This window comes from Sphingomonas sp. BL-S-29 (genome assembly GCF_055521495.1).
Genome location: NZ_CM145482.1, coordinates 3952110 through 3965575 on the forward strand (window position 1 = coordinate 3952110; position 13466 = coordinate 3965575).

Annotated in this window: 16 protein-coding genes; 12 read left to right on the plus strand and 4 right to left on the minus strand. The window is 65.2% G+C overall.

Going from position 1 to position 13466, the window contains the following annotated elements; translation table 11 throughout:
- The first annotated feature begins 31 nt into the window (after window positions 1-31).
- Both ACZ1I2_RS18655 and ACZ1I2_RS18660 read left to right on the plus strand, forming a co-directional pair.
- Window positions 32-706 carry an HAD-IA family hydrolase gene (locus ACZ1I2_RS18655; RefSeq protein WP_465176245.1) on the plus strand — a complete coding sequence of 225 codons (675 nt, stop codon included), beginning with the start codon at window positions 32-34 and terminating at the stop codon, window positions 704-706.
- Window positions 703-1080, plus strand: coding sequence for a hypothetical protein (locus ACZ1I2_RS18660; RefSeq protein ID WP_465172686.1), 378 nt, complete (start codon window positions 703-705; stop codon window positions 1078-1080). Before ACZ1I2_RS18655 ends, ACZ1I2_RS18660 begins: the two co-directional genes overlap by 4 nt.
- Window positions 1081-1112: 32 nt before the next feature.
- Here the strand turns inward: ACZ1I2_RS18660 and plsY are convergent, their stop codons facing one another.
- Complete coding sequence (gene plsY, locus ACZ1I2_RS18665) at window positions 1113-1775, minus strand: glycerol-3-phosphate 1-O-acyltransferase PlsY (protein WP_465172685.1); 663 nt, start codon at window positions 1773-1775, stop codon at window positions 1113-1115.
- Window positions 1776-1941: 166 nt separating this feature from the next.
- Here plsY and ACZ1I2_RS18670 point away from each other — a divergent pair, with 166 nt between their 5' ends.
- Entirely contained in the window at window positions 1942-2355 is a 414-nt protein-coding gene (locus ACZ1I2_RS18670) for a nuclear transport factor 2 family protein (protein ID WP_465172684.1), read from the plus strand.
- A 47-nt stretch (window positions 2356-2402) separates the two neighbouring features.
- Here ACZ1I2_RS18670 and ACZ1I2_RS18675 read toward each other — a convergent pair whose 3' ends face one another.
- The 3 genes from ACZ1I2_RS18675 to ACZ1I2_RS18685 form a co-directional block, all read right to left on the minus strand.
- Complete coding sequence (locus ACZ1I2_RS18675) at window positions 2403-2927, minus strand: hypothetical protein (RefSeq protein WP_465172683.1); 525 nt, start codon at window positions 2925-2927, stop codon at window positions 2403-2405.
- A 63-nt stretch (window positions 2928-2990) separates the two neighbouring features.
- Window positions 2991-3785 carry an NPP1 family protein gene (locus tag ACZ1I2_RS18680; protein WP_465172682.1) on the minus strand — a complete coding sequence of 265 codons (795 nt, stop codon included), beginning with the start codon at window positions 3783-3785 and terminating at the stop codon, window positions 2991-2993.
- A gap of 312 nt (window positions 3786-4097) precedes the next feature.
- Window positions 4098-4634, minus strand: a complete 537-nt coding sequence (locus tag ACZ1I2_RS18685; RefSeq protein WP_465176244.1) for an RNA polymerase sigma factor — start codon at window positions 4632-4634, stop codon at window positions 4098-4100.
- 217 nt (window positions 4635-4851) lie between these two features.
- On the opposite strand from ACZ1I2_RS18685, the gene ACZ1I2_RS18690 reads away from it, so the two are divergent.
- The 9 genes from ACZ1I2_RS18690 to ACZ1I2_RS18730 all read left to right on the plus strand — a co-directional run bounded on the left by ACZ1I2_RS18690 (window position 4852) and on the right by ACZ1I2_RS18730 (window position 13399).
- Window positions 4852-6078 (plus strand): ATP-binding protein, encoded by a 1227-nt coding sequence (locus ACZ1I2_RS18690; protein WP_465172680.1) that lies wholly within the window; start codon window positions 4852-4854, stop codon window positions 6076-6078.
- A 73-nt stretch (window positions 6079-6151) separates the two neighbouring features.
- Complete coding sequence (locus tag ACZ1I2_RS18695; protein ID WP_465172679.1) at window positions 6152-7201, plus strand: substrate-binding domain-containing protein; 1050 nt, start codon at window positions 6152-6154, stop codon at window positions 7199-7201.
- Window positions 7202-8578, plus strand: a complete 1377-nt coding sequence (pstC, locus tag ACZ1I2_RS18700) for a phosphate ABC transporter permease subunit PstC (RefSeq protein WP_465172678.1) — start codon at window positions 7202-7204, stop codon at window positions 8576-8578.
- A complete protein-coding gene (gene pstA, locus ACZ1I2_RS18705; protein WP_465176243.1) occupies window positions 8575-9840 on the plus strand; it encodes a phosphate ABC transporter permease PstA in 1266 nt (421 codons plus the stop codon). The genes pstC and pstA overlap by 4 nt, the downstream gene beginning before the upstream one ends.
- Window positions 9840-10604 (plus strand): phosphate ABC transporter ATP-binding protein PstB, encoded by a 765-nt coding sequence (gene pstB, locus ACZ1I2_RS18710; protein WP_465172676.1) that lies wholly within the window; start codon window positions 9840-9842, stop codon window positions 10602-10604. Before pstA ends, pstB begins: the two co-directional genes overlap by 1 nt.
- Window positions 10605-10621: 17 nt before the next feature.
- Window positions 10622-11308: a phosphate signaling complex protein PhoU gene (gene phoU / locus ACZ1I2_RS18715; RefSeq protein WP_465172675.1), complete on the plus strand. Its 687-nt coding sequence runs from the start codon at window positions 10622-10624 to the stop codon at window positions 11306-11308.
- 13 nt (window positions 11309-11321) lie between these two features.
- Window positions 11322-12014 (plus strand): phosphate regulon transcriptional regulator PhoB, encoded by a 693-nt coding sequence (gene phoB, locus ACZ1I2_RS18720; RefSeq protein ID WP_372852268.1) that lies wholly within the window; start codon window positions 11322-11324, stop codon window positions 12012-12014.
- Between the two features lie 102 nt (window positions 12015-12116).
- Window positions 12117-12407, plus strand: coding sequence for a hypothetical protein (locus ACZ1I2_RS18725; RefSeq protein ID WP_465172674.1), 291 nt, complete (start codon window positions 12117-12119; stop codon window positions 12405-12407).
- A 92-nt stretch (window positions 12408-12499) separates the two neighbouring features.
- Window positions 12500-13399, plus strand: coding sequence for an SDR family NAD(P)-dependent oxidoreductase (locus ACZ1I2_RS18730; RefSeq protein ID WP_465176242.1), 900 nt, complete (start codon window positions 12500-12502; stop codon window positions 13397-13399).
- Window positions 13400-13466: the final 67 nt, after the last annotated feature.

A 13466-nucleotide genomic window follows, 5' to 3' on the forward strand; every position in this document is an offset into this window, starting at 1 on the left:
TTCCATAGTGCCGCTGGCAGGCGCGGCTGCCATGACGAAGTTTTCATTCGATATCGTCGGTTTCGACCTGGACGGAACCTTCCTGGACACGATCGGCGATCTGCGCGCGGCGGTGAACCATACGCTGGCCGCGGCCGGGCGAGAGCCGCTGACCATCGAACAGGTCAAGCCGATGATCGGCGCCGGCGCGAAGATCATGCTGGAGCGAACGCTGGCGGCAACCGGCGGGTGCAGCGAGGAGGAGTTCCGCCACCTCTACAAGCTGCTGCTCGCTTATTACGAAGCGCATATCGCGGTGGAGAGCCGCCCCTTCCCCGGTGCGGTCGAGGCGATCGAGGCATTGCGGGCGATGGGCGTGAAGACCGCCATCGTCACCAACAAGTTCGAAGGCTTAGCGGAAAAGCTGCTGAGCGAACTCGGCCTGCGCGACCGCTTCGATACGCTGATCGGCGGCGACACCATGGGCAAGGGCTTCGCCAAGCCACACCGCGCTCCGATCGACGAGATGATCCGGCGCCTCGGCGGCGGCCGTGCGGCGTTTGTCGGCGATACGAGCTACGACATCCAGGCAGCGAAAAATGCCGGGGTGCCGGGCATTGCGGTCAGCTTCGGTTTCCTGCTGGGACCTGTGGAGGATCTGGGTGCGGATGCGATCATCGACAGCTATGCGGACCTGATTCCCACGCTTGAAAGGATGGCTCGTTGATCGATCGCGAAATGCTGGCCCGGCTGGCCTTTTGGGGGGCGTTGCTGTTCGCGGTGGTCATGGCGGTATTGCCCAAACCGCCGCACACACCGATCGATCAGTTCGGCGACAAGTTCGAACATATGCTGGCCTTCGGCACGCTCGCCGCGCTCGCCGCTGCCGGCTATCTCCAGACGCCGCTATTGCGGATCGCCGAACGCCTGTCCTTCTTCGGCGCGATGATCGAGCTGGTGCAATCGATCCCGGCGCTGCACCGCGATTGCGACATCAAGGACTGGATCGCGGATACCATGATCGTCATCCTGGTGCTCCTTCTCGCAGCACCCGTCCGACGCGCCATCGCCAAGCGGAATCACCAGATTTTTCCGCTATAGCCCGAGACATTTCCTCGAGCCGCTTCGCGTTTTCAAACCGGCTTCCGCCTGCCCAATCGTGGCTCCGTGCCCGCCAGAAGGCGGCCGATATTCGCCCGGTGACGCCAGATGACGTACGCCGCGCCTGTCGCCACCAGAAGAATATAGGCCACCGGCTGGTGAAACACCTGCATGAGGACGAATGCGGCAAGTGCCGCCAGGATTGAGCTCAGCGACACAATCCGCGACAGCGCCAGCACGACGGCGAAGACGATCGCCGCACCAAGCCCTACTTGCCATGAAATGGCCAGCAGCACGCCAAGGCCAGTCGCCGCCGACTTGCCACCGGTAAAGCGGATGAAGATTGACCGGCTGTGTCCGACAATGGCGAACAGCGCCACGGCCATGATCGCCCAGGGCAGCCACGCGCTCATGTCGATAACGGGCGGCTTGGCGGCCATGACCGCCGACAACGAATAGAACCAATAGCCAAAGGCGACGGCGGCGAAGCCCTTGAGCAGGTCGATCACCAACGCGGCCAGGGCCGGCGCTTTGCCCAGGGTTCGCAGGACATTCGTGGCACCCGTCGATCCGGAACCATGTTCTCGAATATCGATGCCCCGAAGCAGCTTCCCCAGCCAATATCCCGTAGGAATCGCGCCGCACAAATAGGCGACCACGCCTGCGAGAAGATTGTAGGCGATCCAGGCTGCCATGCAGAGTCCTCCGTGTCCCAACCGGTTTATACCAGCTTCGTACCCTACGATACGGCATCCGGGCCGGCCGATTCCACACCGTCCACGCTTTCCCGACAGGATTGAGTCACGCCGGTATTGCGCCCACATCTCTCAGCTGGCCGCCAAGAGCACAGGGGAGTTTGAGATGACGGATCGAAGCCTGCGCCTCGCGCTGGAGCGCCATTGGGAGGCTTCGGACGCCGGCGATTTCGAGGCCGAGCACGATATCTATCACGAAGACGCGGTGCTGCATTATCCCCAATCGGGCGAGCGCATTCGCGGTCGGCGCAATATCCGGGAGAGCCGGTATCTTCAGCCGAACAGGAAACGATTCACCGTCAACCGGATCGTCGGCGACGGGGATCTATGGGTTACGGAATTCATGCTCAGCTATGATGGCATTCCCTCCTATGCCGTCAGTATCATGGAGTTCGACAAGGGCCTGGTCGCCCGGGAAACGCAATATTTCGCCGACCCCTTCGAACCCGCGGCGTCGCGTGCCCATCTCGTCGATCCGGCTGCTCCGGCACACCTTCCTGATCGCCGCAGTGACGCATGACCCGGACTATCAGCCCGGCCTTCGCATCAAGCCGAGGCCCGTTGGAACTACGAGCCTTGTCCGATGTGTCCCGCCGGTTTCGCCTCCAGCGGTATCGATGCCCGAATACGGAATTTACTGTCGTCGATCTCGTCCATCCGAACCGGCCCGAGCATCCTGTATCCATCGGCACTGAGGGTGGCCGCGAGCCCGCCGAGCAACAGCTCCTCCCGCTTTTTCACATCGTCATCGCCGGTCGGAGGCGGAATCGTTGCCGTCAGCGCGCACTCGTCGACGCTGCATCCCAGCGCCACATCCAAAAGCCTGGGATAGGCCTGGCGCACATGCGCGACCGCTATCTCGCGCGCCGCGGGAAGATCTGGCCCATGCGCCTGAACTGCCCTTGATGACGGCGCGGCAATGCCGGGCGCCGGAGTCGGCGCCTGGACCACGACGACACCTTCGGGCGCCGGCGCCCGGCTGGTCTCGAAAGCCTGTCGGACGCACCAGAAGACCGCAACCGCGAGCACGGCCGCGATCAGCCCATATCCAGGCAACCATCCCCGCTTCGACTTCTCGTTGTCCTGTGGCATGCGAACTCCGGTGGAGCCTGGACGGATCCGCCCCGCGCCGGATCCAGCGCGGGGCGAACCAGGTTAGCAGATGGTCGATCCGGACGGGCAGCCCGGGGAATCGGTGCCGGAATCGAGGTTGGGATTGAACCCCGGCGTGATGCTCGTGTTTAACGCAGCCGCCAGGACGCCTGAGAAGCGGGACTCCTTGTTGTCGAAATTCGTGCCGGCGAAATTAAAGTTCGACACGGTGTCGCGGACGCTGATCGAGGGATAGCCCTTCCAGCTCACCAGCGGCTGGATCACCCAGCTGCCCGTGCCGTTCTCGGGCGGCTCGTCGCCATTATCGGTCTTGGAGAAGCGCCAGAGATGGGAAAAGCCCCAGGTCTCGTAATGATAGACCATCTTGACGTGCTGGCCGCTGGAATCGCTGACGAAGCGCAGCTGGCCGCCGCTCGTGGCGCGGGTGTCCCACCCGCCATGATCGCCGCGCGTGACACCCACCACGGTGCTGCCGGTGCCCTGGTCGGTGGTCCAGACGATAACCGATTCCCAATCATAGGCGTGCGAAAAGTCCGACTGCCAGAAATAGCTGTAGACACGCGCGCAAAAGCCGTTGTTGCAGCGGCTTCGCGAATACACGTTGCTCTGGCTGAGGTAATTGGCGTTGCGGCACGACGCCGGCGGCCGGGTGGCGTAGGTGGAAGCGCCCGCGCTGATGCCGCCCGAACTGTTGACGGCCGAAACGTTGAAGCAGACGTCCGTATCGAAATCGACCGCGGGCTGAAACCGCTTGTCCAGCGCCGTTGCCAGTGCCGGCAGCGGCGCGACCGGCGCCGGCCATCCCTGCGCCAGTGCCGATCCGGCGTTCAGCAGCATGAAAGCCCCGATGGCTGCGCCCAACCAGGCCCGAACCGGCGAGGCAGCGATGCGCCCTCGCGACCTTTTGTCATGCGATCCGCATGCCGTTTGAAATAGGCTTCCCATACAATCTCCCGTTGCAGAAAGGTGATACGCACACCGCACGCACTCACTTCCGCGGTCGAAAATGTCGCGGAAGGCGAGTCTGGAAATTCTCATGGTCGCTGGGCACCGGCACCGCGCGTCCTCACAGGAGAAGACGGAAAAGCGCGACGATCCGGACAGAGATTTCTCGCGCGGCGCGGCATGTCGCGCCGCCGGCGAGTCAGGTTACGGCCGCGCCCCGGCCGGCAGGCCCCGCTGTTCTAGCGCGAAACGCAGATCGGCAACCGCGCGCGTGCAATGCTTCTCGATCGCGGCGCGACTCATCTCCAGGTCGGCGGCGATGATCGCGATCGGCATGTCGTCCAACCGGCGGCGCAGAAAGATTTCGCGGCGCAGCGGCGGCATCTCGCGCAACGCCTGGACGAGAATCGTCACCCGCTGCCGGTAATCGAGCACCGTATCCGCGCGCGGATAGTCGCAAGCAATCGTATCGCACAGCGCCGCCGAGGGCGGTGCCGCGCGCATGCGGCGAAAATGATCATGCATCAGGTTGCGCGCGATCGCGTAACACAGCGCCGCCACGTTCGCGACCGATCGGCGCTCGGCATAGACATAATAGCGCAGATAGGTTTCCTGGACGATGTCCTCGCGCGCATCCTGGTCGCGCAGGCGATTTCCGATGAAGCGGCTCAGCCCCTCGCGCAGCGCGATCTCTTCACTGAGCGCGACGTTACGGCGTCGAAAGGAGGGGATCTCGTTCATCGGATCGCGTCTCGCGCAAAGCGCGGCTTGGGCGGCATCGCTGATAGCTGCATTGCCGCGTCCCTCCGGGCGCGAGTCGTCGCCGCGCCGTGAGTGAGGTAAGCCTGCCCGGTGAAAGCTGGATGACGCCAACATGACCGCGCCGCCATCGCGCATGACCGAATGACGCGGCGAGCAAGGCTGGCCGGGCCGGAGAGGAATGGGTAGAGGAGCGACAATGCTCACCGGGTTCGGCCATCGTACAGTCACTGCCATCGTCATCGCCATCGTCGCGGCGGGCGCGGTGTTGTTGATCTCGTCGGACGTCCCGGCGACGCTCGTCACCCTGGTCGGCGGCATCGCCGCCGCATTGCTCGCGGCCGGCGCGGGCGACGAAACGACCGAGGCATCGAACGCCAAGACCGACCCGACGGCCCCCGCAGTGCCGGAGATCATCGAGGTGATCGAGGCGGTCGTCGAGCCGGTGCTGATCATCAACCAGGGCCGCGTCACTCATGCGAACATGTCGGCGCGTGCGCTGCTTGGCGGACATATCGTGGGCGAGGATGTACGCCTTGCGATCCGTCATCCTGCCGCCGCGGAACGGCTTGCCGGCCCGGCCGGCAGCGTGCCGCAGGGACCGATCGACCTGGTCGGGCTCGGCACGCTCGATCAGCGTTGGCAAATGCATGTCGGGCGCGCCGCGGGCGGCCAGCGCATCGTCCATCTGATCGACCAGACGGGAAATTATGCCGCCGAGCGCATGCGCGTCGATTTCGTCGCCAATGCCAGCCACGAACTTCGCACGCCACTCGCCTCGATCCTCGGCTATATCGAAACCCTCGAGGAAGAGGCCGGCGCCGACAGGGCCGTGCGCAGCCGCTTCCTGAAGATCATGTTCGACGAATCGCGGCGGATGCAGCGGCTGGTCGAGGATCTGATCTCGCTCAGCCGGATCGAGGCGGAGAAATACCGGCTGCCGGACAGCGCGGTCGACCTGCGCGATCTGATCGGCGAAGTGCGGACTGAACTGCTCGACGCGCGCGATGCGCGCGGCAACGAGATCGTGGCGGATATCGCCGCGGACGTGCCGGCCGTCGCCGGCGACCGCGCGCAGCTGAGCCAGGTGCTCCACAATCTGATCGGCAATGCGATCAAATATGGCCGGCCCGGCGCACCGGTGTCGGTCCGGCTGTGGCGCGACCAGACGGGCATGGTGCGGATCAGCGTGGCCGATGAAGGCGACGGCATCGCGCCCGAGCATATCCCCCGGCTGACCGAACGATTCTACCGGGTCGACGCCGGGCGCAGCCGCGCGGCGGGCGGCACCGGCCTGGGTCTGGCGATCGTCAAGCATATCGTCGAGCGGCATCGCGGACGCCTCGATATCGCCAGTATCGTCGGCAAGGGCACTACCGTGACCGTGCTGCTTCCCGCTCACGGAGCGGGTGTCATCAAACGGTAACGCAACTGTCACACAGGCGCGTTGATCGCGCTGCTAGCGCGACTCAGGAATTGCTCCCGAGGAAACGCTCCACGTGACACGGACCACCCTGATTCTCGCTCTCAGCGCGCTCGCCCTCTCGGCCTGTGAGGACCAGGCGAATGGCGGCGGCGCGGGTTCGCGCGATCAGATCAGGGCGGTGGGATCGTCGACCGTCTTTCCCTTCACCACCCTGGTGGCCGAGCAATTCATCAACTCGAGCCCCAACGCCCGGACGCCGGTGATCGAATCGACCGGCACGGGCGCGGGCATGAAGCTGTTCTGCGCCGGCATCGGCGCCGCGCATCCCGATATCGAGGCGGCATCACGCCGCATGAAGGCGTCCGAATATGCGACCTGCAAGGCGAACGGTGCCGGCGACCTGCTGGAAATCCAGGTCGGGCTCGACGGCATCGCCTTTGCCGAGGCAAACAATGGCCCCAAATTCCAGCTGACCCCGGTCGACCTGTTCAAGGCGATGGCGGCCAGCCCGATGGGAGCGAAGAACAGCGCGCGCACCTGGCGCGAGGTGAATCCGGCGCTGCCGGCGACGCCGATCCAGATCTACGGTCCGCCCGCAACCAGCGGCACGCGCGATGCGCTGACCGAGCTGATCCTCAACAAGGGCTGCGAAACCGCGATACCCGCGATGAAGCCGCTGAAAGAGACGGACAAGGACGCTTACGACAAGGTCTGCAGCCGGGTGCGCGAGGACGGCGCCTATATCGATGCCGGCGAGAACGACAATCTGATCGTCCAGAAGCTGCAGTCCAACCCGAGCGCGATCGGCATCTTCGGCTATTCCTATCTCGAGGAAAATCGCGACGAGGTGAACGGCGTGCCGCTGAACGGCATCGAACCGACCTATGAGACGATCGCGCAGGATCGCTATCCCGGATCGCGTCCGTTGTTCCTGTACGTCAAGAAGGCGCACCTCAACGCGATCCCCGGCCTGCGCCGCTTCCTCGTCGAATATTCGAAGCTGTGGAACCCGAGCGGACCACTGGTGAGGCGCGGGCTGATTGCCTCCCCGCCAGAGGTTCGCGCGCAATCGGTATCGATCATCAAGCACGAGACTCTGCTCGACCCGAGCAAGCTCCACTAGATGTCGGCCCTTGCCCTTCTTTTCCTGATCGCCGGGCTGGGGCTGATCGGCTGGCTGACCGCGCGCGTCCGCGCCGTGAGCTTCCGGCGCGACAGCAGCGCGCGGTTCAGTTCGCTGCCGTCGCATCATGGCACCTATGTCGCGATGTGGACGGTGCTGCCGGCCGCCCTGTTTCTCGCGATCTGGTCGTCGGTTTCCCCGGCGCTCGTCACTGACGCGGTGCTGGAAACGCCCGCCGCGGCGCAATTGCCGGCCAACCGGTTCGAGCGCGCGTCGGTCCTGTCCGAGGCGCGCAATCTCGCCGCCGGGCGGAGCTTCGGTACCTTCAACCCGCTCTCGCAAACGCTCGCGCCGGCCTATGCCTCGGCGCAGAAGCGTTATGACTGGATCGGCAGCGCCGCCGCCCTGCTGCTGGCGTTCGCGGCAGGCGCCTGGGCCTTTACGCGCATTCGCCCGGCCTTTCGCGCGCGGACCCAGATCGAGCGGGTGGTGATGGTGCTGCTGCTCGCCGCATCGCTGATCGCGATCCTGACGACGCTCGGCATCGTCGCATCGTTGCTGTTCGAATCGGCGCGCTTCTTCCGCATGGTGCCGATCGGCGATTTCCTGTTCGGCACACACTGGAGCCCGCAGGTGATCCCGGCCAACGACCCCGGCTCGGCGCTCGGCGCGGTGCCCTTGTTCTGGGGCACTTTCTTCATCGGCGCGGTGATCGCGATGATCGTTGCGATCCCGTTCGGGCTGATGAGCGCGATCTATCTGACTCAATATGCCGCGCCGCGCGTGCGCGCCTGGATGAAGCCGACCCTCGAGATCCTGGCGGGCGTGCCGACCGTCGTTTACGGCTATTTCGCCGCGTTGACCGTGGCGCCCGCGGTGCGCGATCTCGCCGTGTCGCTCGGCGTGACCTGGGCGTCGTCGGAAAGCGCGCTCGCTGCCGGTCTGGTGATGGGGGTGATGATCATCCCCTTCGTCTCCTCCATGGCCGACGATTCGATCGCGGCCGTGCCCTCCTCGATGCGCGACGGCAGCCTCGCCATGGGCGCGACCTCGTCCGAGACGATCCGCCGGGTGCTGTTGCCCGCCGCGCTGCCCGGCGTTGTCGGCGGCGTCCTGCTTGCGGTCAGCCGGGCGATCGGCGAGACGATGATCGTGGTGATGGCCGCCTCGGGCGTCGCCACCATGACGCTCAACCCCTTCGCCAGCGCGACGACCGTGACCAAGCAGATCGTCGACCTGCTGACCGGCGAGGCCGAGTTCGACAGCCCCAAGACGCTCGCCGCCTTTGCGCTGGGACTGACGCTGTTCATCGTGACGCTGCTGCTCAACATCGTCGCGCTCACGGTCGTGAAACGGTATCGGGAGGCCTATGAATGAATAGTCTCCTGCCCGAAAAGGCACCGACCGACTGGCGTGCCGAGGCAATGCAGCGCCGCATCCGCCGCCGCTATCGGTCCGAACGCCGGTTCAAGCTGCTCGGGCTCGCGGCCGTGCTGCTGTCGGCGGGCTTCCTCGTCTTCCTGCTCGCCACGATGCTGGCGAACGGCATTGGCGGCTTCAGCCGCACCGAGATCAAGCTGCCGGTCGACTTTCCCAGGGCCGGCCTGACGCTCGATGCGACGCGGCTGTCGGGTCCGGGCGCCGACCTGGCGCTGGCCGGGGCCGGCATTCAGGGCGCGACCGATGGCGCGGCGATCGCCGCCTTCGGCAAGGATGGCGACCGGCTGATCTCCGATGGCGCATGGCTGAGCGTCCGTGCCGCGGTGAAGGCCGATCCGACGCTGCTGCGCGGCCGGGCGACGATCGCGGTCCCGGCATCTGACTCGATCGACATCGCCGCCAAGGGTGAAGGATTCCCCGAGGCCGAGGCGCAGGTGGCGAAGCTGAAGGCGGCGGGTGTGCTGACCACCGGCTTCAACCTGTCCTTCCTGCGCGAAGCGGATTCGACCGACCCGACCATGGTCGGCATCTGGGGCGCGCTGAAGGGATCGATCTATACCATGATCGTCACCCTGTTGCTGGCCTTCCCGATCGGCGTGCTCTCCGCGCTCTACCTCGAGGAATATGCGCCGCAGAATCGCTGGACCGACCTGATCGAAGTCTCGATCAACAACCTTGCGGCGGTGCCGTCGATCATCTTCGGCCTGCTTGGCCTGGCAGTGTTCCTCAACACCTTCCATCTGCCGCGCTCGGCGGCGATCGTCGGGGGCCTCACGCTTGCGCTGATGACGATGCCGGTGATCGTTATCGCCGGGCGCAACGCGATCAAGAGCGTGCCGCCCTCGATCCGCGATGCCGCGCTCGCGGTCGGCGCCTCGCCGGTGCAGGTAGTGTTCCACCATGTGCTGCCGCTCGCTTTGCCCGGCATCCTGACCGGCACGATCATCGGCATGGCGCGCGCGCTCGGCGAGACCGCGCCGCTGCTGATGATCGGCATGCGTGCCTTCATCGCCTCCCCGCCCGACCGGCTGACCGATCCCGCGACGGTGCTGCCGGTGCAGATCTTCCTCTGGTCCGATCAGGTCAATCGCGGTTTCGTCGAGAAGACCAGCGCGGCGATCATCGTGCTGCTCGTCTTCCTGCTCGCGATGAACGGCGTCGCGATCTACTTCCGCAACAAATTCGAGACCCGCTGGTAATGACTCAACATCTCAAGATGACGGCCAACCACGTCAACGTCTTCTACGGCAAGAAGCAGGCGATCAACGACGTGTCGATCGACATCGACCAGGATCTCGTGACGGCGTTCATCGGCCCGTCGGGCTGCGGCAAATCGACCTTCCTGCGCACGCTCAACCGGATGAATGACACCGTCGCCAGCGCGAAGGTGACCGGCGACATCCGGCTTGACGGCGAGGACATCTATGCGCCCGAAATGGACGTGGTGCAGCTTCGCGCCCGGGTCGGCATGGTGTTCCAGAAACCCAACCCCTTCCCCAAGTCGATCTTCGAGAATGTGGCCTATGGCCCGCGCATCCACGGCCTCGCATCGAACAAGAGCCAGCTTACCGGCATCGTCGAGCAGTCGCTGAAGCGCGCCGGCCTGTGGGAGGAAGTGAAGGACCGGCTGCAGGACAGCGGCACGGCGCTATCGGGCGGCCAGCAGCAGCGGCTGTGCATCGCCCGCGCCATCGCCGTCGACCCAGAAGTGATCCTGATGGACGAGCCCTGCTCGGCGCTCGATCCGATCGCCACCGCCAAGATCGAGGAGCTGATCCACGAATTGAAGGGCCGCTACGCCATCGTGATCGTGACGCACAACATGCAGCAGGCGGCGCGCGTGTCGCAGCGCACGGCGTTTTTCCATCTCGGCACGCTGATCGAATATGGTGCGACGTCCGACATCTTCACCAACCCGCGCGAGGAGCGCACCAGGGACTATATCACCGGCCGGTACGGCTGAGCCACGGGACATATTCAGTGAGCGAACATACGGTAAAGGCTTTCGACGACGATATCGGGCAGCTCCGCGGCCTGATCGCGGAGATGGGCGGGCTCGCCGAACAGGCGATCGGCTCGGCGATCGAGGCGCTGCAGCGGCACGACTTGGAAGGCGCCGCGAAGATCGTCGCCGACGACAAGAAGATCGACGCGCTGGAAATGCAGGTCGAGCAGCTTGCCGTGCGCATCATTGCGCTGCGCGCGCCGATGGCGGTCGACCTGCGCGAGGTAGTCGCGGCGCTGAAGATTGCCGGCGTGGTCGAGCGGATCGGCGATTACGCCAAGAACATCGCCAAGCGCGTGCCGCTGATCGACAGCCATGGCGAGATCGAGCCGCTATCGGTGCTGCCGGCGATGGCCACGCTCGCCGCCGCCCTCGTCCATGACGTGCTCGACGCCTTTGCCGCGCGCGATGCCGAGGCTGCGGTCTCGGTGTGCGAGCGCGACAAGGCAGTCGACGATTTCTACAACAGTCTCTTCCGGGTGCTCGTGACGCACATGATGGAGAACCCGAAGACGATCGGCCAGGTCGCCCACCTGCTGTTCATTGCCAAGAATCTGGAGCGTGTCGGCGACCACGCGACCAATGTTGCCGAAATGGTATATTATGCCGCAACGGGCACGCACATGGCCGAGCGTGACCGCGCGACGATCGAAACGATCTGAAGGAGCAAGACCGATGGCCCGAGCGAAAATGCTGCTGGTAGAGGATGATGCGGCGCTTGCCGAACTCCTGATCTATCATTTCAAGCGCGAGGATTTCGAGGTCAAGCAGACCCCGGATGGCGAGGAAGCCCTGCTGCTCGCCAAGGAACAGACCCCCGATATCGTGCTGCTCGACTGGATGGTCGAGGGGCTTTCGGGGATCGAAGTGTGCCGCCGCCTGCGCCGCATGCCCGAGACGGCGAACGTGCCGATCATCATGCTCACCGCACGCGGCGAGGAAGAGGATCGCGTGCGCGGGCTTGAGACCGGCGCCGACGATTATGTGACCAAGCCCTTCTCGCCGCGCGAACTGGTCGCACGGGTCGGCGCGGTGCTGCGCCGCGTGCGGCCGGCGCTCGCGGGCGAACAGCTCACGTACGGCGATGTCGAGATGGACACGGTCGGCCACAAGGTCCGCCGCGCGGGCGAAGTCGTGCCGCTCGGCCCGACCGAGTTCCGCCTGCTCAAGCATTTCCTCGAGCATCCGGGCTGGGTCTTCTCGCGCGAGCGCCTGCTCGATGCGGTGTGGGGGCATGATTCGGACATCGAATCGCGCACTGTCGACGTGCACATCCGCCGCCTGCGCAAGGCGATTAATGGGACGAACCGTCCGGATATCATCCGGACCGTCCGGTCTGCCGGCTACGCACTGGATTCGGGGGCCTAGGCCAGCGTCGAATCGGTTGCGAAACAGTGGAGCCATGCGCCCGCCCGCGCGTTTGGGGCGGGCGTGGGCGACAGCCTGCGCTTGAAAATGCAGGAGACAGTGATGAAACTCATGCTCTTGGCCGCTCTTGCGGTCGCAATGCCGGCGGTGGCGCAGGAAACGCCCGCCCCGCAGACGGCAGCCACCACCGATGCGGCGACGACACCCGATCCCGTCGGCGGCTATCAGCCCAGCCAGCCGGCATTGTCGGGCACGCCGCAGCCGGGCGTGAAGCCGACCTTCGTCCAGGCGCCTTCGCCCGACCAGGCCTTCCCCGCGCCCCCGCCGCTGGCGAAATACCCGATCTGCAAGCGCGGCCAGTTCGACAAGTGCATGCAGCGCGGCGGACGCTGATATGTCGGGCGGGCGCTAGGAAGCGCCCGCCACCACTTGCCTTGACGGTGCGATAGAATAGGAAGCGCTCCATCATCTTTGGGAGCGCCCGCATGACCATCAGTTTCAAGGACCGTGTCGCGATCGTCACCGGCGCAGGCGGCGGCCTGGGCCGCGCCTATGCGCTCGAACTGGCGAAGCGCGGCGCAAAGGTCGTCGTCAACGATCTGGGCGGGTCGCGCGACGGCACCGGCCATTCCGACGCAGCGCTGAAGGTCGTCGCCGAGATCGAGGCGGCCGGCGGCGAAGCCATGTCCGATGGCGGCAGCGTCACCGAATATGATCACATGGTCGAACTCGTCGCCAAGACGAAGGAGAAATGGGGCGGCGTCCACGTCCTGATCAACAATGCCGGCGTGCTGCGCGACAAGAGCTTCGCGAAGATGGAGCCGGCCGATTTCAAGTTCGTCGTCGATGTCCATCTGATCGGCTCGGCCAATGTCACCAAGGCCGCGTGGGAGACGATGCGCGAGCAGAATTACGGCCGCATCCTGATGACCGCCTCGTCCACCGGCCTGTACGGCAATTTCGGCCAGACCAATTACGGCGCCGCCAAGCTCGGCCTCGCCGGCTTCGCCAGGACGCTTTATCTCGAAGGCGCCAAGAACAACATCAAGGTCAACACGATCGCCCCGACCGCAGGCACGCGCATGACCGAGGACCTGTTTCCGCCCGAGGCCTTCCAGGCGTTCGCCCCGGAAAAGGCCGTTCCCGCCGCGCTGTATCTCGTGTCCGAGGATGCGCCGACCAACATGATCGTCGGCGCGGGCGCCGGCGTGTTCCAGGCGGCCTATGTCACCCTGACCCAGGGCAAGCTGCTGACCGGCGACGAGCTCAGTCCCGAAGGCATCGCTGCGCACTGGAGCGAGATCGTCGACCGCACCGGCGAGATGACCCCGCAATCCGGTGGCGAACAGGCCATGTCGATCCTGAGGAAGCTCCAAGGCGGCTGAACTGTAGCACTGTATTGCCATGGCAATACACTCGTGATATTCCTCCCGCAACAACAGGAGGAATGCC

What these genes read in the sequence shown, in the direction of transcription:
- ACZ1I2_RS18670 (WP_465172684.1), top strand. Translation starts at nt 1,942, where the DNA reads ATGACGGATCGAAGCCTGCGCCTCGCGCTGGAGCGCCATTGGGAGGCT.
- pstB (WP_465172676.1), top strand. Translation starts at nt 9,840, where the DNA reads ATGACTCAACATCTCAAGATGACGGCCAACCACGTCAACGTCTTCTAC.
- pstA (WP_465176243.1), top strand. Translation starts at nt 8,575, where the DNA reads ATGAATAGTCTCCTGCCCGAAAAGGCACCGACCGACTGGCGTGCCGAG.
- ACZ1I2_RS18655 (WP_465176245.1), top strand. Translation starts at nt 32, where the DNA reads ATGACGAAGTTTTCATTCGATATCGTCGGTTTCGACCTGGACGGAACC.
- ACZ1I2_RS18730 (WP_465176242.1), top strand. Translation starts at nt 12,500, where the DNA reads ATGACCATCAGTTTCAAGGACCGTGTCGCGATCGTCACCGGCGCAGGC.
- ACZ1I2_RS18675 (WP_465172683.1), bottom strand. Translation starts at nt 2,927, where the DNA reads ATGCCACAGGACAACGAGAAGTCGAAGCGGGGATGGTTGCCTGGATAT.
- ACZ1I2_RS18690 (WP_465172680.1), top strand. Translation starts at nt 4,852, where the DNA reads ATGCTCACCGGGTTCGGCCATCGTACAGTCACTGCCATCGTCATCGCC.
- phoB (WP_372852268.1), top strand. Translation starts at nt 11,322, where the DNA reads ATGGCCCGAGCGAAAATGCTGCTGGTAGAGGATGATGCGGCGCTTGCC.
- ACZ1I2_RS18680 (WP_465172682.1), bottom strand. Translation starts at nt 3,785, where the DNA reads ATGCTGCTGAACGCCGGATCGGCACTGGCGCAGGGATGGCCGGCGCCG.
- pstC (WP_465172678.1), top strand. Translation starts at nt 7,202, where the DNA reads ATGTCGGCCCTTGCCCTTCTTTTCCTGATCGCCGGGCTGGGGCTGATC.
- ACZ1I2_RS18725 (WP_465172674.1), top strand. Translation starts at nt 12,117, where the DNA reads ATGAAACTCATGCTCTTGGCCGCTCTTGCGGTCGCAATGCCGGCGGTG.
- ACZ1I2_RS18685 (WP_465176244.1), bottom strand. Translation starts at nt 4,634, where the DNA reads ATGAACGAGATCCCCTCCTTTCGACGCCGTAACGTCGCGCTCAGTGAA.
- plsY (WP_465172685.1), bottom strand. Translation starts at nt 1,775, where the DNA reads ATGGCAGCCTGGATCGCCTACAATCTTCTCGCAGGCGTGGTCGCCTAT.